This is a genomic window from Saccharothrix syringae (genome assembly GCF_009498035.1).
In the GTDB taxonomy this organism is placed as follows: domain Bacteria; phylum Actinomycetota; class Actinomycetes; order Mycobacteriales; family Pseudonocardiaceae; genus Actinosynnema; species Actinosynnema syringae.
On sequence record NZ_CP034550.1, the window covers coordinates 4,325,109 to 4,347,380 of the forward strand.

The window sequence follows — 22,272 nt, forward strand, 5'->3', positions numbered from 1 at the left end:
CGTGTCGCCCGACCTCGCCGAGGCTCCGTCCTTTCCGGAGCGTCGCACCTGCCCGTACCACCCGCCGGAGTCCTACAAGCAGATCGCCGAGCGCGGACCGCTCAACAAGGTCACGCTGTGGAACGGCCGCCAGGTGTGGCTCGTCACCGGCTACGCCGAGGGCCGCAAGCTGCTCGCCGACCCGCGGCTGTCCGCCGACCGGCAGCAGGAGCAGTACCCGACGATGGCGCGGCACCTCCAGGCGCAGGCCGCGCGCAAGCTGGTGCTCGTCGGCGAGGACCCGCCGCTGCACGACAAGCACCGGCGGCTGCTCAACCCCGAGTTCAGCCTCAAGCGCGCCCGCGCCATGCACGAGGGCATCCAGGCGATCATCGACGAGCTGATCGACAACATCCTGGCCATCGGTCCCGGCGCGGACCTGGTCACCGAGTACGCGCTGCCCATCCCGTCCCGGGTGATGTCGCAGCTCGTGGGCGTGCCCTACGAGGACCGCGAGTTCTTCCAGTCCGCCACCGCGGGCGTGATGCAGGCCCGCGACGAGCACCAGTCGCAGCAGGCGGGCACGGAACTCGCGCAGTACCTCGCCAAGCTCGTGGACGTCAACCTGGTGCGGCCCGGCGAGGGGGTGATCGGCAGGCTCGCCGAGCACGTCCACTCGGGCGAGCTGACCCGCGACGAGCTGGCGCAGCTGGCCATGGTGCTCATGATCGCGGGACTGGAGACCACCTCGTCGATGATCCCGCTCGGCGTGATCACGCTGCTGGAGCACCCCGACCAGCTGGAGGCGCTGACCTCGGGCGCGGTGCCGGTGCCGACGGCGGTGGAGGAGCTGCTGAGGTTCCTGGCGGTCACCGACTTCGCCGCGGTGCGGTGGGTGACCGACGACATCGAGATCGCCGGCCACACGATCCGGGCGAAGGACGGCATCGTGGTGTCGTCCACGATGGTCAACCGCGACCCGGCGGTGCACGACGACCCGCACGCCTTCGACATCGCCCGCGGCAACCGCCAGCACCTGACGTTCGGCTACGGCATCCACCAGTGCCTGGGCCAGAACCTGGCGCGCCTCCAGCTGCAACTGGCGTACCAGACGCTGTTCCGCCGCATCCCGGGGTTGGGGTTGGGCATCCCCAGCGAGGAGATCCGGATGCGCACCACGGGCACCATGCAGGGCGTCGAGCGACTTCCGGTGGTGTGGTGATGGGCCTCCACGTGTCCGCCGAGCGCGGCCGGTGCATCGGTGCGGGGCTGTGCGTGCTGACCGCGCCCGACGTGTTCGAGCACGACGACGACGAGGGCCTGGTCAGCGTCCTGGACGCCACCCCGCCCGCCGAGCACCACGAGGACGTGCGGCTGGCGCAGGAGCTGTGCCCGGCCAACGCGATCGCCCTCGCGGTGCCCCGGTGACCGGTCCGGCCACCGCCGGGTTTCCGGGAACGAGTGCCCGGGCGTGGTGTTGATCGGCATACTGGCCCGATGGGGGAACAGACGCACGACATCACCTTCCCGGGTGCCGGGGTGACCCTGGCGGGTTCGCTCACCGTGCCCGACCGCGACGGCCCGGTGCCCGGCGTGCTCCTGGTCGGCGGGTCGGGACCGTCGGACCGGCACAACGACACGCACTTCCCGCCGATCCGCGCGCACCTGGTGGCCGCCGGGTTCGCGGTGCTGTCCTACGACAAGCGCGGCGTGGGCGGCTCGTCGGGGGCCTGGCAGGACGGCGGCCTGGACGACCTGGCCGCCGACGCCCTCGCCGCCTGGGAGCACCTGCGCGCGCGGCCCGGCGTGCTGGCCGGGGCGACCGGGCTGTTCGGCCACAGCGAGGGCGGCTGGGTGGTGCTGCGCGCCGCGACCGGCCGGGACGACGTGCCCTGGCTGGTGGTCAACGGGTGCCCCGGCATGACACCCGCCGAGCAGGACCGGTACGCCTTCGAGAACTTCACCCGCCGCGCCGGTGGTGACGTCGAGGCCGTGCTGGCGGTGTACGACCGGGTGGTCGAGGCCGCGCGCCGCGGCGCGGACTTCGCCGAGGCGACCCGCCTGGCCACCGCTCCCGGGGTGCCGCCGGAGTTCACCGAGAACTGGGACGACGTGGACGAGCGCCTCTGGGGGTTCCTGAAGCGCAAGCAGGACCACGACCCGGTGCCCGACATCGCCGGCCTGCGCTGCCCGCTGCTGGCGGTGTTCGGCGGTGCGGACGAGCTGGTGCCGGTGGTCGACAGCGCCCGGCTGTTCACCGCCGCCGCCACCCGCCCCGACCGGCCGCGGGGGGCGACCCTGGCCACGGCGGTGTTCCCGGGGGCGAACCACCGCGTGCAGGTCGACGGGCCCGACCACCTGGCGCCCGGCTACCTGGACGCCCTGACCGCCTGGATACGAGACCGCGCGGAGTCGTTTCACGGCGGCGTCCCCGGGTAGTCGTCGGGCGACCGGTCCTGGAAGGGGCCGGTTCTGGAAGGGGAACGATGAGCGACACCACCACCGTGGACCGCCTGCGCACCGCCCTGTCGGACGTGGCGTACCCGGCGGCCCAGGAGCAGTTGGCCGACCACGCCTCGCGCAACAACGCCGACGAGGACACGCTGCACGCGGTGCGGTCGATCCCGAAGGGCGTCTACGAGTCCTTCGACCAGGTCGTCGACTCGGTCCAGCTCGACGAGAGCCGCGACGCCTGACAGTGATGATGTGCGTGGTGACGTCGTTGGCGGGGCTGACCCATCGCTGACTGACGCCCGGGCTGTCCTGTCCGGGATTTGTCGGCCTGTCGGCGGCGTCACCACGCCCTCGGCCGGGCACCTGGCCGACCGACCGCACCGGCGCCTACGGCGCCGCCACCGCCGTGCTGTCCGGTCGGGCCACTGGAACCCCCAAAAGCCACGACGGCCTGGTCGAGGCCGTCCGGGTACTGCGCATCGCCCGCCGCGGCGCGGTCAAGGCCCGCACCCAGACCGTCAACCAGATCCACGCCCTGCCGGTCACCGCGCCCGCGCCGCTGCGCGAGCGGTTCACCGGCCTGGACCGGTCCGCCCTGGCCACGACGCCGGCCAGAACCCGTCCCGGCTACTGACCTCGGCCGGGGACAACCCCGAGCGGATGCGCTCGGAAACGGCGTTCGCCCACCTGGCCGGAGTCGCCCCGATCCCGGCCTCCTCCGGCCGCACCCACCGCCACCGGCTCAACCCCGGCGGCGACCGCGCCGCCGACAACGCCCTGCACACCATCGCCCTGGTCCGCATGCGCCACGACCCACGCACCCGTGCCTAAGTCCACCCCGATCGGGACGCCTGATCGGGCACCGCTCGCGTCAGGGGTCGACCAGCCCGGCCTCGTAGCCCGCGATCACCAGTTGGGCCCGGTCGCGGGCGGCCAGCTTGGCCATCAGGTGACCGATGTGCGTCTTGACCGTGTGCTGGCTCAGGTGCAGCCGCTCCTGGATCTCGGCGTTGGACAGGCCCCGGGTGACCAGGGTCAGCACCTCCCGTTCGCGCGCGGTCACCCCGTGCAGCGGTCGTGGGCCCGTACGCGGTGCGCGGACGAGGGTGTCGATGAGGCGCCGCGTCACGCTGGGTGCCAGCAGGGGGTCGCCGGCGGCGATCGTGCGGACCGCCTCGACCAGCCGGGTCGGCGGGACGTCCTTCAGCAGGAAGCCGCCGGCGCCCGCGCGCAGGGTCTCGTGGACGGCCTCGTCCAGGTCGAAGGTGGTCAGGACCAGCACCTTCGGCGCGTGCGGCAGCGCGGTGAGGTGCCTGGTGGCGGCCACGCCGTCCAGGTCGGGCATCCGCACGTCGACCACCGCGACGTCGACCGGCGACCGCCTGGCCAGCGCGCACGCCTCCCGGCCCGTGCCCGCCTCGGCCACCACCTCCAGGTCGGGTTCCGCGTCCAGCAGCGCCCGTACGGTGCCGCGGTACAGCGGTTCGTCGTCGGCGAGCAGGATGCGGGTCGGCTCGGCTGTCACGGCGCACCGCCGGAGGGCGCACCGCCGGAGGGCGCACCGCCGGAGGGCGGGGTGCTTGACGGCGGGGTGCCGAACGGCAGCGTGGCGTGCACGGCGAACCCACCGCCGGGAGCCGCGCCGGCGTGCAGCGCGCCACCGTGCAGGGCGACGCGTTCCCGCATGCCGAGCAGGCCGTACCCGGGTAAGCCGTGCTGGGGTGAGCCGTGCTGGGATGAGCCGTACTGGGGTGAGCCGGGCGGTGCCGTGCCCTCGTCCACCACGGAGACCACCAACCGGTCGGGTTCGACGGTCGTGCTCAGGCTGCAGCGGGGCGGGTCGCTGTGGCGCCGCACGTTGGTCAGCGCCTCCTGGACGATGCGGTAGGCCGAGACGCGCACCGCCGCCGGCACCTCCGCCAGGTCGATCCGGTCGGCGACGACGGTGACACCGGCGGTTCGGGCCTGGTCGACCAGCACGTCCAGGCCGCCGCGGGCTGCGGGATCGGCCGGCGGCTCGGGGAGTGGGGGCGGTCCGAGGTCGGTCGTGGGGGTGCGCAGCTCGCCCAGCACGGTTCGGACGTCGGCCAGGGCGGCTCGGCTGACCTGTTCGATGGTCCGCAGGGCCGACTCGCGCTCCTCGGGCCGGTTCGCGGCCAGGTGGTTGGCCACGGCGGCCTTCATGGCGATCAGGCCGAGGTTGTGCCCGACCACGTCGTGGATGTCGCGCGCGATGCGCAACCGCTCCTCGGCCACGGCCCGCCCCGTGCGCGCCTCGGCCAGTTCGGCGGCCTGGTGCCGGCGGTGGCGGACCACTGTGGACGCCACCCAGGAGCCGGCGATCAGCACCGCGCTGAACAGCAGGGCGCTCACCGGTGTCGTGTCGAACGACTCGCCCTCCGGGGCCGGCACCACCGGCAGCCCGGGGACGGCCGCCACCGCCGAACCCGCCGCCGCGACGACAGCCAGCGAGCCGACCGCTCCGGCAACCCCCGACCGGCCGGAGGACAGCCCGACCGGGTAGAGCGCCCACGCCACCGCGACCGGCACCACCTCCTGCCCGCTGCCGAGGACGACGGCCACCGCGCCCACCACCGCCACGGCGACCAGGACGGCCACCGGCCGGTACCGGCGCACCGCCAGCGGCCCGCCCAGCGCCGCGGCGGAGAACCAGGCGAGCACACCCGCGTCGGGTGCCCGGAGCACGGTCAGCACGGCCACCGCGAGCGCCACCAGCACGTCGCCCGCGAACAGCCACCTCGGTCCGAGTTCCACGGGCTCCAAGGTATTTGCCCGGACGGGTCGGGGCATCGGACCGCGGTCCTATTTTCGAGCGCTCCGAACATCGGACCACGGTCCGATGCCCACCCCGTTGGGGCGTCACAGACTTCGAGCCGTGCTCAGCGTGATCCTCTCTGGCCTGCTCGTACTCCCCGCCGCCCCCACCACCACCCCCACCCCTGCCACGATCGACGCCGTGGTCGAGCAGTACCGGGAGCGGACCGGCCTGCCGGGGGTCGCGGTGGCCGTCACCCGCGGCACCACCGTGGTGCACGCCGCCGGCTACGGCCACGCGCCCGGCGGCGAGCCGATCTCGGCGCACACCCCCATGGCCGTCGCGTCGGTGAGCAAGTCCTTCACCGCCCTGGCCGTGATGCAACTGGTGGAACGCGGCCGCATCCGGCTCGACGACCCGGTCCGGGCGCACCTGCCCGAGTTCACCATGGCCGACCCGCGCGCCGACCGGATCACGATCCGCCGGCTGCTCGACCAGACCTCCGGCATGTCGGACACCACCCACCGCTCGTTCAGCGGCCCGCGGGTCCACACCCTGCGAGAAGCCGTGGCGGCGATGCGCGGTTCGACCCTCGCCGCCGACCCCGGCACCCGCTGGGAGTACCACAACCCGAACTTCCAGCTCGCCGCGCGCCTGGTCGAGGTCGTCGGCGGCGTCCCGTTCGCCGAGCACCTGCGGCGGGAGGTGTTCGCGCCGCTCGGCATGCGCGACAGCAGCACCGCCGACACCGAGCGCGACCTCCCGCCGACCGCCCGGGGCCACCTGGTGGTCCTCGGCGTGCCCGTCGCGCTGCCCGAACCACCCGCGTTCGGCAACGGCTCCGGCGGCGTGCTCAGCTCCGCCCACGACATGGCGGCGTGGCTGGTCATGCAGAACAGCGGCGGCACGCCGGTCGCCACCCCGGAGACCATCGCGGCGACCCACTCCGCCGCGCCCGGCTCGTACGCCCTGGGCTGGTTCGTGGGCACGACACCCGCCGGTGCCCGGCTGGTCGACCACGGCGGCGACCTGTTCACCTCGACCGCGTACCAGGCGCTGCTGCCGGAATCCGGCCACGGCATCGCGGTCATGGCCAACACCGGCACGCGGCACGGCGACGCCGAAGCCCTCGGCCGACGCCTCGTCGACCTGCTGGAGGGCAGGCAGCCGGCACCCGCGAACGACCCGTACCGCGTCGTGGACGCGGTGCTGCTCGGCTCGGCGGTCGCCGTCGCGGTGCTCTCGGTCCGGGGCGTGGCGCGGGCCCGGCGCTGGGCGGCCCGCCGACCGAGGTGGGCCACCGCCCGCCTGCTCCTCCTGCCGCTGCCGCTGGTGCTCGCCGCGACCGTTCACCGGGTCGTGGGCTACCTCTACCGGGGGCGTGACGTGGCGTGGCTCCAGGTCGCCTACCTCTACCCGACGTTCGTGGTCGCGCTGCTGGTGGCGGCCGTCGGTGGCGTCGCCGTGCTCGCCGCCCGGCTGCTCGCGCGCCGGGGTCAGCGCGGTGCGTCGACCACCACCGAGTGAACCGTCCAGGCGCGGGCCTGCTCGCTCAGCGCGATGCCCAGGCCGGGGCGGTCGGACAGGTGCACGCGGCCGCCGCTGATCTCCAGGCGCTCGTTGAACAGCGGGTGCAGCCAGTCGAAGTGCTCGACCCACGGCTCGCGCGGGTAGGCGGCGGCCAGGTGGACGTGGACCTCCATGGCGAAGTGGGGCGCGAGCTGGAGGTGGTGGTGGTCGGCCAGGGTGGCGAGCTTCAGGAACTGGGTGATCCCGCCGACGCGGGGCGCGTCGGGCTGGAGGACGTCGACCGCGCCCGCGCGGATCAGCTCCCAGTGCTCGGCGACGCTGGTCAGCATCTCCCCGGAGGCCACCGGGGTGGCCAGCGCGCGGGCCAGCTCGGCGTGGCCCTCCGCGTCGTGGGCGTCCAGCGGCTCCTCGACCCAGACCAGGTCGAACTCCTCCAGGGCCCGGCAGGCGCGCGTGGCGGTGGGCCGGTCCCACTGCTGGTTGGCGTCCACCATCAGCGGCACGCCGTCGCCCAGGTGCTCGCGGACGGCGGCCACGCGGCGCAGGTCCTCGGCGGTGTCGGGCAGGCCGACCTTGACCTTGACGCCGCCCACGCCCGACTCCAGCGCGCGCGTGGCGTTGTCGCGGATCCGCTCGACCGGCTCGTGCAGGAACCCGCCGGACGTGTCGTAGCAGCGCACCGAGTCGCGGTGGGCGCCGAGCAGCTTGGCCAGCGGCAGGCCCGCGCGCTTGGCCTTGAGATCCCACAGGGCCACGTCGAACGCGGCCAGCGCCTGGGTCGCCGCCCCGCTCCGGCCGACCGACGCGCCCGCCCAGACCAGCTTGGTCCACAGCCTGCCGATGTCGCTGGGGTCCTCGCCGACCAGGTCGGGCGCCACCTCGCGGGCGTGCGCGAACTGCGCCGGCCCGCCCGCGCGCTTCGAGTAGGAGAACCCGATCCCCGCCAGTCCGGCCTCGGTGCGGATCTCGGCGAACAGCACCGCCACCTCGGTCATCGGCCGCTGCCTGCCGGTGAACACCTTGGCGTCGCTGATGCCGGTCGGCAGCGGCAGGGTGACCGAGGACAGGGCCACCGAGGAGATCCGGTCGAGGACGGCTGGACTGGTCATCGGGCTCCTCCGCAACGGATTCACATATGCGAATACACGTGACCGCGATCTTCCGGAGAAGATCGGAAACCGGTTGCCGGAGACCCTAGCACGCGGGTTGACCAGGCCGGATACCGGAAGTCAACGCCGGGCGCCGACCGCCACCCCGCGCACCAGCACCGTGATGGCCACGCCGATCAGCAGGTTCAGCACCGCGGTGAACACCTTGCCCTCGGTGCTGACGTCCAGGCTGAGCGGCAGCACCACGGCGATCGCGGTGAGCAGGGCCATGATCCAGCCGAAGAACCTCGTCGCGCTGGGCGTGGTGGCCAGCAGCAACTGCGCCATGCCCGTCGCGAGCAACGCGCACGCCGCCGAGACCAGCGCGTAGGTGAGCGTGTTCGCGTTGCCCCAGGCGCCCTCGCCCTTGGGCGCCAGCACGGCCACGCCGAGCAGGCCGCGGGCCACCAGGATGCCGACCACCGCCAGCAGGCCCGCCACCAGCGCGGTGGCCGCACCACCCGCCCACAGCCGGGCGGCGTCGAAGCGGCGCCCGGTCCCGTCGACGGCGTTCCCGGCGGCGTCGAACCGCAGCCCGGACCGGCCCTCCGGCCAGGCGAGGGTCTCCTCGGGGTCCCGGCGCACCGGGTCGATCCGGGTCTTGCGCACGTCGGCCATTGCCGCGCCTCCTCCAGCTCTGGGCTACCGGTCCGCCCTGACGGGTACCCGGTAACCGCGCACCGCCACCGGTCCGGGCGAACGTCGCGAGGAGCGCACCAGGACCGCCAGCCACAGCAGCCCGACCAGCGAGATCAGCGCGAGGCCCAGCCAGGTGAACGCGGTGAACAGGCGCACCTGGGCCGCGGTCGGCTGCGGCAGGTACCCGACCTCCAGCAGGCGCTGCTGCCACGGCTGGTCGGTCAGCACCAGCGTGATCAGGACCGCGATGCTGTTCATCGAGTCCCACAGCGCGTGCAGCAGCGAGATGCCCAGGTACGCGGCCAGCAGCCGGCCGGTGAGCACGAAGTGGTCGCGGGTGCTGCGGGAGAACAGCACGCCGCCCAGCACCGCCGTCCACAGGCCGTGGCCGAACGGGGCCATCAGGCCGCGCAGCAGCTCGGTGCTCACCAGGTCCACCAGCGACAGGCCGTTCGCGGTGATCATCGCGGTCAGCGCGTAGCCGGCGGACTCGAAGGCGGCGAACCCGAACCCGACGCTCGCGCCGAGCACCAGCCCGTCCCGGGTGGACTTGGCCACCAGGTGCCGGGTGAGCAGCGCCAGCGCGCCGAGCTTGACGGCCTCCTCGATCAACCCGACGCCGACGAACAGCAGCGGCGACGGGTGCAGCAGGTAGGTCTCCAGCAGCGAGGCCGCGAGCACACCCAGCACGCCGCCCACGGTGAAGGTCCGGAACACCAGCTCGGCGGTCACCTCGCCGGAGTGGCGGTGCCCGAACGCCCAGGAGACGAACGTGGCCGGCACCAGGAAGCTGCCCAGCAGCACCAGGGTCGGCACCAGGTTGGCGTTCCCGGTGACGTAGGTGATCACCACCGCGGCCACCCACAGCGCCAACCCGGTCAGGAACACCCGCGGCCACGGCCGCCCGGCCCGTCCCGCCACGACCATCGACGCCCTCCGCTCCGCCCGGGTCCGCCCCGGCTTCCCGATCCGGCGCGCCCTAACCCCGGTACCACCCCGATGGGGGTGTCCGCGCACGCCCCCATCGGGGTAACTCCCGGGGTGTTCGGGAGGAGTGACGCACGTCGACACGCGAGGAGGACGCGCCCATGCTGATGCGCACCGACCCGTTCCGCCAGCTGGAGCGGTTGACCCAGCAGTTGTTCGGCAGCGAGGGCACGACCGCGCGCCCCGCGCCCATGCCGATGGACGCCTACCGCAGGGGTGACGAGCTGGTGGTCAGCTTCGACCTGCCGGGCGTCGCGCCCGACTCGATCGACCTCAACGTCGAGCGCAACGTGCTCACCGTCAGCGCCGAGCGCGCCGCCGAGACGGACGAGCAGGTGCAGTGGCAGGTCACCGAGCGGCCGCGCGGGGTCTTCTCCCGCCAGGTGTTCCTGGGCGACACCCTCGACACCGACCGCATCGAGGCGACCTACGACGCCGGGGTGCTCACGGTCCGCGTCCCGGTCGCCGAGAAGGCGCAACCCCGCCGGATCACGGTCAACCCCGGCGGCCAGGCCCGGACGATCGACACCTGAGCGCAGGAGGGGCCGGTGCGGCGGCCGGTCCGCCGACCGCCGCACCCCTCGCGCCGACGCGTCCGGCGGCCCCGGTGGTACTAGACTCGGCCATCCCTGATGGTGGCGCCCGCCTGGACCGTCCGGGACCGCCTCGTCCGGGACCGCCTCGTGGGGGAGCGCAGCATGACGGCTCGGCAGGACCAGCACCGGATCCCCGGCCAGCGCACCGAGCCGGACCCGCCGGCGCGCACCGAGCCGGACCTGCCCGCGCCTACGCGCACCGAGCCGGACCTCCCCGCGCGCACCGCCGTGCTGTTCGCGTCCCTGTCCGGCCCCGCGCACCTGCTGGAGGCGGTCAACCCCGCGTTCGCCGAGGTCGTCGGCGGCCCGGAGCGCGCCCGGCCCGGGACACCGCTGGCCGCCGCCGCGCCCGACCTGGTCGAGCAGGGCGTGGTGGCGCTCCTGGACCGCGTCCACCGCACCGGCGAACCCCACGTCGCCCGCGACACCAGGCTGTCGCCGGGGTGGCCGGGCGCCCGCCGCGAGGCGTTGTTCGACATCACCTGCGAACCGCGGTGCGACGGGGACGGCGCCGTGGTCGGGGTGCGCCTGATCGGCGTGGAGACCGCCCGGCTCCGGCACACCCGGCGGCTGGCCGCCCAGCAGCGGGCCCTGCTGGAGCAGGTCGCCCGCGAGGCACCGCTGGAGCAGGTGCTCGACGGCATGGTCCGCGCCATCGAGGAGCTGGCGCCGGGCGTCGTGGCCTCGGTGCTGCTGGCCGACGAGGACGGCGGGCACCTGCGGCACGGCGCGGCACCCGGCCTGCCCGACTTCTACAACGAGGCCGTCGACGGCATCGCCACCGGCGAGGGCGTCGGCTCCTGCGGCACCGCGGCGCACCGGCGGCGGCCCGTGGTCGTCACCGACATCGCCGGCCACCCGTACTGGGACGACTTCCGCGACCTGGCGCGGCGGGCGTCGCTGGCGGCCTGCTGGTCCACCCCGATCCTGGCGGGCGACGGCCGGCTGCTGGGCACCTTCGCCCTGTACCACCGCACGCCGTGCGCGCCGCGCGAGAGCGACCTGGCGCTGTGCGGGCTGTTCGCCGGGATCGCCGCGCTGGCCATCGAGCGCCACCGGAAGGAGCAGGCCCACCGCGAGGCCGAGGCCCGCGCCCGGGCGGCCCGCGACGACCTGGCCTTCCTGCTGGAGGCGGGCACCGCGCTGGCCGAGCGCCTGGACCACACGAGCACGCTGCGCCGGCTGGCCGAGCTGTGCGCGCCCGCCCTGGCCCCGCTGTGCGCGGTGGACGTGCTGGAGCACGGCGTGGTCCGGCGCGTCGCCACGGCCGCGCCCACCGCGGCGCAGCGGCGGCTGCTGGCCGACCACCTGCCCGACCCCGACGACCCCGACGACGCGGTCGCCCGGGTGCTGGCGTCCGGGCTGACCGAGGCCGCCCGCCGCGCGCCCGCCCGGCCGGGGCCGTGGGCCGAGCTGGGCGTGACCGGCTACCTCTGCGTGCCGCTGGTCGACGAGGGCCGGGCGTTCGCCACCGTCACCCTGCTCGGCACCGGCGACCACGCCTTCGACGGCCGTGGCGTGGCCCTGGCCGAGGAGCTGGCCCGCCGCGCCGCCTCCGCGGCCCGCAACGCCCACCAGTACACCCAGCGCGTCGCGCTGGCCCGCGACCTCCAGGCCGGGCTGCTGCTGCCCGACCCGCCCGACGTGCCCGGCGCCGCGCTGGCCACCTACTACCGCCCGGCGGGCGAGGGGCTGGACGTCGGCGGCGACTTCTACGACGTCTTCCCGCTGCCCGGCGGCGAGTGGGCGTTCCTGGTGGGCGACGTCTGCGGCCGCGGCGCGCGGGCCGCGGGCAGCACCGCCCTGGTCCGCCACACCGCCCGCGCGGTGGCGCGCCTGCTGCCCGACCCGGTCTCGGTCGTCCACGCGGTCAACCGGGCCCTGCTGGAGCGCCCCGACAGCCACGGCACCGGCTTCGTCACCCTGGTCTACGGCCACCTCCGCCGCACCGGCACCGGGCTGACCGCCGACCTGGTCCGCGCCGGGCACACCACGCCGCTGCTGCTCGCCGGCGCCGGCCGGGTCGAGCCCGTGCACGCCAACGGCACCCTGCTGGGCGTCTTCCCGGACCACGAGCTGGCCCTGGAGCCCCGGCGGCTGCACCTGGCGCCGGGGCAGGGCCTGGTCCTGGTCACCGACGGCATCACCGAGGCCCGCGACGCGGCCGGCGACCAGTTCGGCGAGGAGCGCCTGACCGGGGCGCTGACCCGGCTCCCACCGCACCCCTCGCCGCGGGCCGTGGTGGACGCCGTGGCCGGGGCGGTGCGCGCGTTCACCGGCAACGCCGACAACGACGACGACCGGGCCGCCCTCGTCCTCATCGCGACCGACACGGCGACCGACACGGCGACCGACACCGACGGGTGACCGGCTCGCCGGATCGGGTGACGGCCGGGTTGGCGCCGGCGCCGCGGGGAACCTCGCGGACGGCGCCCGCGAGCCGGCGCGCAGCACGGCAACCAGGGCGAAGGTCGGTGACGCCGCGGTGGACCTCAACCGGTACGAGCGGCGACAGCTCAGGAGGATCCGGCGCTGGTTCGAGCGCACCGACCCGGTGCTGGTCGCGGTGCTGTCCGGCCGCCCGCCCGGTCACCGCGGCGCCCGGCGCAAGTGCCTCCGGCTCCTCGTGGACGCGGTCGGCGCGGCCTGCCTGGTCGCCGGGGTGCTGGTCCACCTCCCGCTGCTGCCGGTCGGCTTCCTGCTGGTGATGGCGGGTGCCTGCCTGCACACGGCGGCCTGCCGGCACGACGCGCTGCTGCGGCGGGCACCGGACGACTGAAATTCCCGACATTCCCAAAATTCCCGAAAAAACCGTCGGTCACCGAGGTGACCTGCGGTGATGGCCCTTTTAACACCCCCGGGGGTCGTACGATCACCGCAAGTCTGGCAGGCTGGGGTGCGGACCGTGTCGGTGTTGCGGTGCGCCGCAGGACTGGCGCCTGATGCGACCGGTGGCGATTGTCGAGGTGAAGGGCCCCGGAACGGGTGCCCGTGCGTGTGGAGCAGAGCGGCCGCGTGGTGCAGCAGATCGGTGTCGACGACGGCACCGGTTGGTTGAGCGCGCCCACGCCCGCCCTGGTGGCCGAGGCCGACGGTTCGGTCCGGGCCCTCAACGACGCCGCCCGCTCCCTGTTCCCCACCGCCGCCGTCGGCGGGTCGCTGGCCGCGGGCTTCCCCTCCTGGCTGGCCCACGCGCACACCGAGTTCACCGTGCGGTCGGGCCCGGCCGCCCAGCCGGTGCAGGGCCCGGTGGAGCGGCGCTCCTTCGAGGCGCACCCGGTCGGCCGCGACCGCGGCGCGGTGATGTGGTGGCTGGTCGAGGACACCGACGTGCGGGTGGCCCGCGAGGCGCTGGGCGTGGAGCGGGAGCGCACGGCGCTGCTGGCCCGGATGTCCTCGGCGCTGTCGACCTCGCTGCACCCCGAGCGCTGCATGGAGGTCACCGCGCGGCTGGCCGCCGACCACCTGGCCGACGCCGCGGTGGTCATCGCGCCCGGCAGGCAGGACGAGTACCCCGTGGCGCACTGCGTGCGCGACGGCGCGGTGGCGCACGCGCGGCTGGCCTTCGACCCGTACGACGTGCCGGGGCTGGGCGAGGCGTTGCAGGGCTTCCCGCCGGTGCCGTCGCACTGGCTCGACCCGTCCTCCGCGCCCACCTGGCTGCTGCCCGCCGACTTCGGCGAGGTGGCGTCGATCGTGGTGACCCCGCTGCCCGGGCACGGCGTCCCGGCCGGCGCGCTGGTGCTGCTGCGCGGTCCCGGGCGGCAGAGCTTCACCGAGCACGAGGAGACCTTCGCGCGGCTGTTCGCGGCCCGCGCGGGCGCGGCGATCTCGGCGGCGCGGATGTTCGCCCAGCAGGGCGCGATCACCGACGTGCTGGTCCGCGACCTGCTGCCGCCGACGCTGCGCCAGTTGGGCGGGGTCGAGTACGCGGGCCGCTACCGGGCGTCGGTGGACACCGAGCGGATCGGCGGCGACTTCTACGACGTCCACCCCGTGCCCGGCGGGGAGGACGAGGCGCTGGCCGTGCTCGGCGACGTGTGCGGCAAGGGCCTGGAGGCGGCCGTGCTGACCGGCAAGGTGCGCACCACCCTCCAGGCGCTGCTGCCGCTGGCCGCCGACCACCAGCGGGTGCTGCGCCTGCTCAACAACGCGCTGCTGTCCACCCACGACAGCCGGTTCGTGACCCTGGTGCTGGCGTCGGTCCGGCGGGTCGGTGCCCACGTGCGGCTGCGGCTGACCAGCGGTGGCCACCTGCCGCCGCTGGTGGTCCGGGCGACCGGCGAGGTGCACGAGGTGGCCACGTCCGGCACCCTGGTGGGGGTGCTGCCCGAGATCACCTCGACCACGGCGGAGGTCGTCCTGGCACCCGGTGAGACGTGCCTGCTCTACACCGACGGGATCACCGAGGCGCTGGGGGGCCCGATGGGCGACGAGATGTTCGGCGAGGAGCGGCTGCGCGCCGCGCTGGCCGACTGCGCGGGCATGCCCGCCGACGCGATCGTCGAGCACGTGCACATGCTCGCCTCGCAGTGGGTCGGCTCGGGCGAGCACGACGACATCGCCGTGCTGGCCGTCACCGCGCCGCGCGGCAGGCACCTGACCGCGGTGGACGGCCACGGCCGGGGCCGGTACACGGCATGACGACCGCGGAGCTGACCGACGCCTCGTGCGCCGACCTGCTGTGGCAGGCGGTGCGCGTCGGCGACGAGCAGGCCGCGGTGGAGCTGGTGCTGGACGCCTTCGCCCGCGGCCTCGACCCCGAGGTGCTGCTGCTGGACGTCATCGGCGGGGTGCAGCGCAAGGTCGGCGTCGAGTGGGCCGCCAACCGCCTCAGCGTCGCCGACGAGCACGCGGCCACCGCGATCGACGAGCGCGCCGTCGCGGCCCTGACCCGCGTGCTGCCGCGCCGGGAACCGCACCGCCACCGGGTCGTGGTGGCGTGCGTGGACGGCGAGTGGCACGGCCTGCCCGCGCGGCTGCTGGCCGAGGTGCTGCGGCTGCGCGGCTTCCGCGTCGACTACCTGGGCGCCCAGGTGCCCACCCCGCACCTGATCACGCACCTGCACCGCACCGGCCCGGACGCGGTGGCGCTGTCCGGTTCGATCGCCACGCGGCTGCCGACCGCGCACGCCACCATCACCGCCTGCCAGGCGGCCGGCGTGCCCGTCCTGGTCGGCGGCAGCGCCTTCGGCCCCGACGGCCGCTACGCGCGCATGCTCGGCGCCGACCTGTGGGCACCCGACGCCCGCACCGCCGCCGACCTGCTCGGCGACGCGCCCCTGCCGCGCCCGCGCGACGTCCACCAGCCCATCGACGACCTGCCGCACCTGGGCGACCAGGAGTACACGATGGTGTCGCGCACCAGCAGGCAGCTGGTCAAGGCCGTCTACACCGGCCTGGAGGAGCTGCTGCCGGTCATGCGCACCTACACCGACGCGCAGCGCCACCACACCGCCGAGGACCTGGCGCACATCGTCGACTTCCTGGCCACCGCCCTCTACACCGACGACCGCGCCCTGTTCACCGGCTTCACCGCGTGGACGGCCGACGTGCTGCGGGCCCGCGGCGTCCCGGCCCGCTTCCTGGTGCCCGCCCTGGACCTGCTGGCCGGTGAGCTGCGCGACTTCCCCCGCGCCACCGACCTGCTCGGGGCGGCCCGCGCCGAACTCCTCGCCACGTCCGACAACCCCGATCCCGGATCGACCACATGAACCCAGCGCGCACCCTGACCTGCACCACGACCGTCGACGGGGACACCGCCCGCATCGAGGTCGACGGGGACATCACCTACACCAACGGAGACCGGCTGCCCACCGCGGTCGGCGAGCTGTTCGCCGCGCACCCCGTGCGGCGCCTGCACCTCGACCTGGCCGGCCTCGGGTTCTGCGACTCCTCGGGCCTGGGCGCGCTGCTCGGCGTGCTGCGCATCGCCACCGCCACCGGCGCGGAGCTGCACCTGGAGAACCGGCCGCCGTCGCTGGACCGGCTGCTGCGGCGCACGCGGACCTTCGACCACCTGACCCGCTCGGCGGACCGCGAGCGCAAGGAGCGGCTGGACCACTGAGGTCCGGGCCCGCGCCAGGGCTCGGACGACCGGGGCCCGAATCGCCGGGGGCCGGGGCGCCGGGGCCTGGACCGCCGAAGCCTGAACCGCCGGGGCTCGAACGACCGGGGCCCGAACCGCCGGGGCCCGAACCGCCGGGGCGCGGTCACGACCCGCGCGCCTGCCGGTCCTCCGGCCGCGCCCACCGGCTGTCGCGGCGGTCGACCAGCACCCGCAGGCGCCCGGCCAGGTCCACCAGGGCGGGGTGGTGCCGCTGCTCGCACTCGCGCAGCAGGGGGCGCATCCGGTCCGCGACCCGGGTGGAGGTCAGCTCCTCGGCCAGGTGCACGGCCCGCACGCCGACGCGGGCGCCGCGCACCGGGTCCCCGTCGAGCACGTGGTCCAGCGCCAGGGCGGTCAGCGAGAACGCCGCGCTGCGGCGCATCCCGGCGCCGTAGCCCTCCACGGCGGCGGTCAGCGCGGGGATCGCGAAGCGCGTGCACATCCGGTCGCCGGCCGCGGCGAGTTCGGTGTGGACGGTGCCGGTCATCGCCTGGAGGTCGGTGGGGTCGAAGAACGCCGACCACGGCCGCGGCGCGCCACCACCGGCGGCGGCCAGCTCCTCCTCGCCGCGGGCCAGCAGCGACAGCGCCTCCACCCGATCGCCGCGCATGGCGTGGGCCCACGCCTGGTTCACCGAGATGATCGCCGAGGTGCGGGCGGAGGCGCCGCGGTCGGCGGCGGCCCGGGCGTGCTCCAGCTCCCGCAGCGCGCCGGTGGGGTCGTGGCGGTGCAGGTGCGCCCGGCTCGAGCGGTAGCGGACGTTGGCCACCAGGTCCTGCTGCCGGTGCCCCTCCAGCAGCGCCAGCGCGGAGCGGTAGTGCGCGCGGGCGGCCCGCGGGTGGCCGGTGTCGAAGGCGGTCCAGCCGGCGAGGTTGTGCAGGTCGGCCACGGCCACCAGCAGCCGGTCGCGCACCTGCTCGCGGGCCTGGGCGCGCAGCAGCCTGCGGCCGTGGGCGATCTGGGCCCGCAGCGCCGTGCGGCAGGCGCCGCCGCCGTCGCGGTAGTCCTGCTCGCGCAGGACGCGGGTGGCGGACTCCAGGCGCCGCACGTCGGTCGTCCCGATCCGGGCCGGTTCCTGGTGGTCTGCGCTGATCGGCGACATCGTCGGCTCCGTTCGGGGTTTGGGCGGCACCCGCGCCGGGTGGGGTTCGCGCCACCGGCGGGGCCGCGCGTGCACCGGGGAGCACGGCCCGGTCGCGGCTCAGGGCGGAAGCGGGTGGCGAGCGCACCGGAATCGCTTGAGTGCGGGGGGGTTCGCGCGCCTCACGGCAGCACCACGCGCACGGCCCGGTCGCGGGCGCGAGCGCGCCCCGGGCAACCGGACGGGCTGTCTGCATAACCCTGGCCGTGGTGGTGTACTGCCCCCAGAATAGAGGTTGCGGAACGACCGGAAACCGGAAGTCAGCCGATCGAGGCAGCGGCACGGCGGTGTGTCACGGTCGGTTGCCGACAAGGCCGTGCGGCTCGCGAGGGGTGCACCCACACGGCCGATCACCGGGTCACCCGGCTGGTCAACCGAGCCGGCCGGCACCGCGGCGTTCGGGAGGGCGGCGCGCATGGAACCCGCTCGCGCGTTGGCCGACGCCGCCCGGGAGCTGGCGGCGCAGGCCACGCTGAGCGCGACGCTGGACCGCATCGTCGCCCTGGCCAAGACCCTCGTGCCCGGCGCGGACTCGGTCGGGTTGGTGCTGGCCAGGTCGGGCGGGCTGCGGTCGGTGGCGGCCACCGACCGGCTCGCCGCCGACTGCGACACCGCCCAGCTGGAGGCGGGCGAGGGCCCGTGCCTGGGTGCGGCGGGGGAGGAGGGGACGCTGCTCGTGGTCGACCTCGCCGACGGGCGCTGGCCCGGGTTCGCGGCCGGCGCGGTGCGGCGGGGCGTGCACGAGGTGCTGGCCTGCCCCCTGGTCGGCGGGGAGTGGACCGGGGCGGCCCTGTCCCTCTACGCCGTCGCGCCCGGCGCGTTCGACCACCGCGCGCAGGACCTGGCCGACCTCTACGCCGTGCACGCCGCGGTCGCGATGCAGTCCGCCCTGCGCGCGGACGACCTGCGCCTGGCCGTGGTCAGCCGGGAGACCATCGGCCGCGCGGTGGGCATCCTGATGCAGCGGCACCACCTCACCGCCCGGCAGGCGTTCGTGCTGCTGAGCCGCGCGTCGCAGCGGGTGAACATCAAGGTCCGCCACGTCGCGGACCTGGTCGTCACCACCGGTGTCGACCCCGACGACACCGCCGAGCTGGTCCGCCTGGCCGAGCGGGTGGCCGGCCCCCGCCGAGGGGTGCGGTCGCGCGCCTCGACCGCCGAACAGGTCGAGGCGGCCAGGCTGCGCGCCGAGAGCGCCGCGTCCCGCGCCGCCGACGCCCTGCACCGCTCGGTCACCACCCTGCTGTCGGTCGCCCGGGCGCACGAGCGGGCGGCCGCGGTGCACCTCCGGGCGGCCGCCGCGGGCGGCGCCGACGCCGGGTACCACCGCCGGCGGGCGGCCGAGCACCAGCGGGCCGCGGCGGCGGCGCGGCGGACGTTGCGGGCCCGGCGGGACGGCAGCGGGACTGGTTGACCCGAGGGCCGGTAGCGGGACCGGCTGTCCCAAACCCGTTGCGACACCGGCAAAACCTGCTGCCTGGTAGGCCGTCCCGCTCGGTGCACCGTCCGAACGGGACAGTCCGTCCCGGGCGGCAGTGGTCCGGGGAGCCGCCCGCGCTCCCCGGACCACTTCGGCCGGAGCGCCCTCAGCCGAGGTTCTTCCGCATCGGGTCCCACTCGGTAGGGCCACGGTGGTGAGCAGGGGGTCGCCGGTCACCTCGTGGGTCTCGATGCCGCCGCAGGACTGGCCCATCACGGCGACCTTGGTGGTGTCGATCCTGCCGCGGTACTTGCCGCCGACCCGGCTGTTCTCCGCGACGGCCCGGTCGATGGACTCCAGGAGCATGTCGGAGTCGGTCTGCCCGAACCCGTTGGGCCGCCCGTTGGCGATGACCGGGAAGCCGCAACCGGGCGGAGGTCTCGTACCCGGCGGAGCAGGGGCCGGACCCGTCCATCGCCGCGGGAGGTGACGCCGCGGTGGTGGGGGTGGTCGCGGGCGCCCGGCCCCTCAGCGGAGCTGGAGCCGGCGCTCCAGTTCGACCAGGTGCACCTCGACGCGCGCGGCCAGGTGGTCGCGCTGCTGCGCCCGGTACATGTCGATGGCCTCCAGCCACGCGGCGCGGGCCTCCTCCGGCCGACCCAGCGCGGCCAGCGGGTGACCCATGCCCTCCAGGGACTCCACCGCGCCGTAGGTGTGCTCCAGGTCGCGGAAGATGCCCAGCGCCTCCTGGTACATCGCCAGGGACTGCGCGGACCGGCCGGTGCGGTGCGCGATGTAGGCGAGGCTGTCGAGGGTGGCGGCGATGCCGTTGCGGTCCTCGTTGCGCCGGTGCAGGACCAGGGCCGCCTCGCAGTACTCCTGCGCGTGGTCGTACTGCTCCATCTTGGCGCTGTACCAGCCCGCCATGTTCAGCGCGACGGCCTCGCGCGCGGAGCTGCCCTCCATGGTGCGCAGCACCTCCAGCGCTTTCAGCGAGTGCTCCAGGGCACGCGCCCACTCGTCGTCCAGCTCCCACGCCCACGCCAGCGCGATGTGGGTGTGCGCGAGCAGGAAGCTGTCGCCGCTCTCCCGGGCAAGGGCGATGGCCCGCTCCAGGTGCGCCATGGCCTCGTCGTGCCTGGTCAGCTTGGCGTAGGCGAAGCCGATGTTGCGCAGCACCAGCACCCGGGTCGCCGGGTCGGCCGCGCGGTCGGCGGCCACCAGCGCCTCCTGCCACAGCCGCAGGTTGTCGTTGAGGTGGCCGCGCCGGACGTGGAACGACGTCATGACCAGCGCCAGCCGCCACACCGGCGGCGACCAGTCGATCGCCGCGGCCGCGTGCTGCGCGGCCAGCAGGCAGCCGTGCTCGGCCTGGAACCACTCCATCGCCGCCGGGTCGTCCTCCAGCGGCAGCGGCCGGCAGCCCGGCACGGGCGGGTCCATCTTCACCGGCGTGGCGTGCGGGTCGAGCAGGCGGTGGCCGGTGTGCGCGGTCTGCACGTAAAAGTCGATCACGCGGCGCAGCGCGGCGTCCCGGTCGGCCTCGGGCAGGTCGCGGCGGGCCGCCTCGCCCGCGTAGCGGCGAACCAGGTCGTGCATCCGGTACCGGCCGCGCGCGTCCCGGCCGACCAGCGACGCCTGCTCCAGCTCGCGCAGCACCGACCTGGTGGCGCCGGGGGACAGCCCGGTGAGGTTGGCGGCGGCGTGCAGGCCGATGTCGGGGCCCGGCGCGATGCCGAGCAGCGCGAACACCGCCGCCTGCTCGCGGGTCAGCGCGCGGTGCGACCAGGACAGCACGGTGGAGATGCCCGCGGCGGGGTCCTCGTCCAGCGCCTGGAGGCCGAGGTCGCGCAGCTCGGCGGCGAAGGCGCCCAGCGGCACGCCGGGCCGCATGCCCGCCCGCGCCGCGATCACGCTCAGCGCCAGCGGCAGGCCGCCGCACAGCCGGATCAGCTCCTCCACCGCCTGCGGCTCGGTGTTCACCCTGGCGCGCCCGAGCCGGGCCGCCAGCAGCGCCCGCGCCTCGTCGTCGGGCAGCGCGTCGAGCATCAGGTGCGCCGCGCCGTGCGCCGAGATCAGGCCGCTGAGCTGGTTGCGGCTGGTCACCAGCACCAGGCACGAGTCGGTGCCCGGCAGCAGCGGCACCACCTGGGCGGTGTCGGCGGCGTTGTCCAGCACCAGCAGCACCCGCTTGTCCGCGATGAGCGAGCGGAACAGCGCGGCCTGGGCGTGCGGCGCCACCGGCACCCGGCTGGGCTCCACGCCCAGGGCGTCGAGGAACCCGCGCACGGCCACCGCCGGGTTCATCGGCTCCCGGTCCGGGCTGAACCCGCGCAGGTCCACGAACAGCTGGCCGTCGGGGAACCGGTCGGCGTAGCGGTGCGCCCAGTGCAGCGCCAGCCACGTCTTGCCCATGCCGCCCGACCCGGCGATGGCCGAGATCACCATGGTCCGGGACGTGCGCGACGCGCCTTCCAGCGCCGCGTCCAGCCGCGCCAGCTCGTCGTGCCTGCCGACGAACGACGCCGGGGCAGCGGGCAGCTGGCGCGGTGTCACGACCTGCTCGGCGGCCGGGGCGGGCGCCTCGCGGCCGGGCGCGAGCAGCGAGGCGTCGGAGTTGAGGATGCGCCGGTGCAGCTCGCGCAGCGCGGCGCCGGGGTCCGCGCCCAGCTCGGCCACCAGGTGCGTGCGGAACCGCTGGTAGTGCTCCAGCGCGTCGGCGGCGCGGCGGCCCCGGTACAGGGCGAGCATGTACTGGCCCGCGACCCGCTCGTCCAGCGGGTGCTCCACGGCCAGCCGCGACAGCTCGGCCACCAGCTGCTCGCCCTGGCCCAGCCGGAGCCGGCAGTCGACGAGGTCCAGCTCCACGCCGAACCGCTCCTGGTGCAGCCGGTCGCGCTCGGTGCCCGCCCACGCGCTGTCGACGCCGGTCAGCGCCTCACCGCGCCACAGCTCCAGGGCCGCCGCCAGCAGCCGCTCGACCCGGGCGTCGTCCCCGGCGGCGGCCGCCGCCCGCGCGCGCAGGTCGCGGAAGCGGTGCAGGTCCACGGCCGACCGCTCGACCAGCAGCACGTAGCCGCCGGAGCGCCGGACCAGGCTCGCGGACGCGTCGGCCGACAGCGCGTGCCGGAGCCGGGAGACGTAGCTGGACAGCGTCGCGTGCGCCCGGCGCGGCGGCTCGACGCCCCACACGCGCTCGACCAGCCGCTCGGCGGGCACGACGTGGTTGACGTCGACCGCCAGCGCGGCCAGCACGCAGCGCTGGCGCGCCGGACCCAGGTCCACCGGCCGCCCACCGACCCCGGCCGCCACCTCACCGAGCAGGCCGATCTCGACCGCCATCCCACCCCCACGCGCGCATTCCCGGTCAACGGGCCTGACCAGCACATTCCAACATCGTGCAAACGGTTCACAGGATCGACCGCGAATAGTTCACACCGAGGCGGCCCGTTGTCCTGGGGGAGCGGGTCGCCTCCCAAAGCCTCCCACAACC

The 22,272-nt window shown here is 75.4% G+C and carries 20 protein-coding genes and 1 pseudogene; 14 read left to right on the forward strand and 7 right to left on the reverse strand.

The genetic code is table 11. The features are described from left to right. The first annotated feature begins 1 nt into the window (after nt 1). From EKG83_RS18845 to EKG83_RS18865, 6 genes and pseudogenes are all read left to right on the forward strand, one after another. A complete protein-coding gene (locus tag EKG83_RS18845) occupies nt 2-1,201 on the forward strand; it encodes a cytochrome P450 (RefSeq protein ID WP_033434378.1) in 1,200 nt (399 codons plus the stop codon). Then, nucleotides 1,201-1,407 carry a ferredoxin gene (locus tag EKG83_RS18850; RefSeq protein WP_033434422.1) on the forward strand — a complete coding sequence of 69 codons (207 nt, stop codon included), beginning with the start codon at nt 1,201-1,203 and terminating at the stop codon, nt 1,405-1,407. The genes EKG83_RS18845 and EKG83_RS18850 overlap by 1 nt, the downstream gene beginning before the upstream one ends. Before the next feature lie 69 nt (nt 1,408-1,476). Next, entirely contained in the window at nt 1,477-2,418 is a 942-nt protein-coding gene (locus tag EKG83_RS18855; RefSeq protein WP_063741453.1) for an alpha/beta hydrolase family protein, read from the forward strand. 47 nt (nt 2,419-2,465) lie between these two features. After that, nucleotides 2,466-2,675, forward strand: coding sequence for a DUF2795 domain-containing protein (locus EKG83_RS18860; RefSeq protein WP_051766718.1), 210 nt, complete (start codon nt 2,466-2,468; stop codon nt 2,673-2,675). A 164-nt stretch (nt 2,676-2,839) separates the two neighbouring features. Next, a complete protein-coding gene (locus EKG83_RS46925; protein ID WP_051766719.1) occupies nt 2,840-3,067 on the forward strand; it encodes a hypothetical protein in 228 nt (75 codons plus the stop codon). A gap of 23 nt (nt 3,068-3,090) precedes the next feature. Beyond that, nucleotides 3,091-3,261 (forward strand): annotated as a pseudogene (locus EKG83_RS18865) (transposase); the annotation flags it as partial. A 43-nt stretch (nt 3,262-3,304) separates the two neighbouring features. Here EKG83_RS18865 and EKG83_RS18870 read toward each other — a convergent pair. Then, nucleotides 3,305-3,958: a response regulator gene (locus EKG83_RS18870; protein WP_033434379.1), complete on the reverse strand. Its 654-nt coding sequence runs from the start codon at nt 3,956-3,958 to the stop codon at nt 3,305-3,307. Next, nucleotides 3,955-5,208, reverse strand: a complete 1,254-nt coding sequence (locus EKG83_RS18875; protein ID WP_153278212.1) for a sensor histidine kinase — start codon at nt 5,206-5,208, stop codon at nt 3,955-3,957. Before EKG83_RS18875 ends, EKG83_RS18870 begins: the two co-directional genes overlap by 4 nt. 121 nt (nt 5,209-5,329) lie before the next feature. On the opposite strand from EKG83_RS18875, the gene EKG83_RS18880 reads away from it, so the two are divergent. Then, nucleotides 5,330-6,736, forward strand: a complete 1,407-nt coding sequence (locus EKG83_RS18880; protein ID WP_033434380.1) for a serine hydrolase domain-containing protein — start codon at nt 5,330-5,332, stop codon at nt 6,734-6,736. Here the strand turns inward: EKG83_RS18880 and EKG83_RS18885 are convergent. The 3 genes from EKG83_RS18885 to EKG83_RS18895 all read right to left on the reverse strand — a co-directional run bounded on the left by EKG83_RS18885 (nt 6,706) and on the right by EKG83_RS18895 (nt 9,453). Further along, nucleotides 6,706-7,848: an L-talarate/galactarate dehydratase gene (locus EKG83_RS18885; RefSeq protein WP_033434381.1), complete on the reverse strand. Its 1,143-nt coding sequence runs from the start codon at nt 7,846-7,848 to the stop codon at nt 6,706-6,708. The genes EKG83_RS18880 and EKG83_RS18885 overlap by 31 nt on opposite strands. 120 nt (nt 7,849-7,968) lie before the next feature. Next, complete coding sequence (locus tag EKG83_RS18890; RefSeq protein ID WP_407690765.1) at nt 7,969-8,505, reverse strand: DUF6069 family protein; 537 nt, start codon at nt 8,503-8,505, stop codon at nt 7,969-7,971. Between the two features lie 24 nt (nt 8,506-8,529). Next, the gene (locus tag EKG83_RS18895; RefSeq protein WP_033434382.1) at nt 8,530-9,453 is read right to left on the reverse strand and encodes a PrsW family intramembrane metalloprotease; all 924 of its coding nucleotides are present in this window, start codon (nt 9,451-9,453) and stop codon (nt 8,530-8,532) included. A gap of 161 nt (nt 9,454-9,614) precedes the next feature. Between EKG83_RS18895 and EKG83_RS18900 the strand changes: the two genes are divergently transcribed. From EKG83_RS18900 to EKG83_RS18925, 6 genes are all read left to right on the forward strand, one after another. Next, nucleotides 9,615-10,046, forward strand: coding sequence for an Hsp20/alpha crystallin family protein (locus EKG83_RS18900; protein WP_033434383.1), 432 nt, complete (start codon nt 9,615-9,617; stop codon nt 10,044-10,046). Nucleotides 10,047-10,211: 165 nt separating this feature from the next. Continuing rightward, complete coding sequence (locus EKG83_RS18905; protein WP_084716992.1) at nt 10,212-12,476, forward strand: GAF domain-containing SpoIIE family protein phosphatase; 2,265 nt, start codon at nt 10,212-10,214, stop codon at nt 12,474-12,476. A 118-nt stretch (nt 12,477-12,594) separates the two neighbouring features. After that, nucleotides 12,595-12,888, forward strand: coding sequence for a DUF3040 domain-containing protein (locus EKG83_RS18910; protein WP_033434384.1), 294 nt, complete (start codon nt 12,595-12,597; stop codon nt 12,886-12,888). Nucleotides 12,889-13,100: 212 nt separating this feature from the next. Next, nucleotides 13,101-14,753, forward strand: coding sequence for a PP2C family protein-serine/threonine phosphatase (locus EKG83_RS18915; protein ID WP_228122684.1), 1,653 nt, complete (start codon nt 13,101-13,103; stop codon nt 14,751-14,753). Then, on the forward strand, nt 14,750-15,823 hold the full coding sequence (locus tag EKG83_RS18920; RefSeq protein ID WP_033434385.1) for a cobalamin B12-binding domain-containing protein: 1,074 nt from the start codon (nt 14,750-14,752) through the stop codon (nt 15,821-15,823). The genes EKG83_RS18915 and EKG83_RS18920 overlap by 4 nt, the downstream gene beginning before the upstream one ends. Continuing rightward, the gene (locus EKG83_RS18925; RefSeq protein WP_033434386.1) at nt 15,820-16,176 is read left to right on the forward strand and encodes an STAS domain-containing protein; all 357 of its coding nucleotides are present in this window, start codon (nt 15,820-15,822) and stop codon (nt 16,174-16,176) included. The genes EKG83_RS18920 and EKG83_RS18925 overlap by 4 nt, the downstream gene beginning before the upstream one ends. A 145-nt stretch (nt 16,177-16,321) precedes the next feature. Here the strand turns inward: EKG83_RS18925 and EKG83_RS18930 are convergent, their stop codons facing one another. Next, entirely contained in the window at nt 16,322-17,320 is a 999-nt protein-coding gene (locus EKG83_RS18930) for a hypothetical protein (RefSeq protein WP_051766722.1), read from the reverse strand. 454 nt (nt 17,321-17,774) lie between these two features. On the opposite strand from EKG83_RS18930, the gene EKG83_RS18935 reads away from it, so the two are divergent. Continuing rightward, on the forward strand, nt 17,775-18,773 hold the full coding sequence (locus EKG83_RS18935) for a GAF and ANTAR domain-containing protein (protein ID WP_084716984.1): 999 nt from the start codon (nt 17,775-17,777) through the stop codon (nt 18,771-18,773). Nucleotides 18,774-19,307: 534 nt separating this feature from the next. On the opposite strand, the gene EKG83_RS18940 is transcribed toward EKG83_RS18935, so the two are convergent. Further along, nucleotides 19,308-22,121 carry an AfsR/SARP family transcriptional regulator gene (locus EKG83_RS18940; protein ID WP_033434388.1) on the reverse strand — a complete coding sequence of 938 codons (2,814 nt, stop codon included), beginning with the start codon at nt 22,119-22,121 and terminating at the stop codon, nt 19,308-19,310. Between the last annotated feature and the right edge of the window lie 151 nt (nt 22,122-22,272).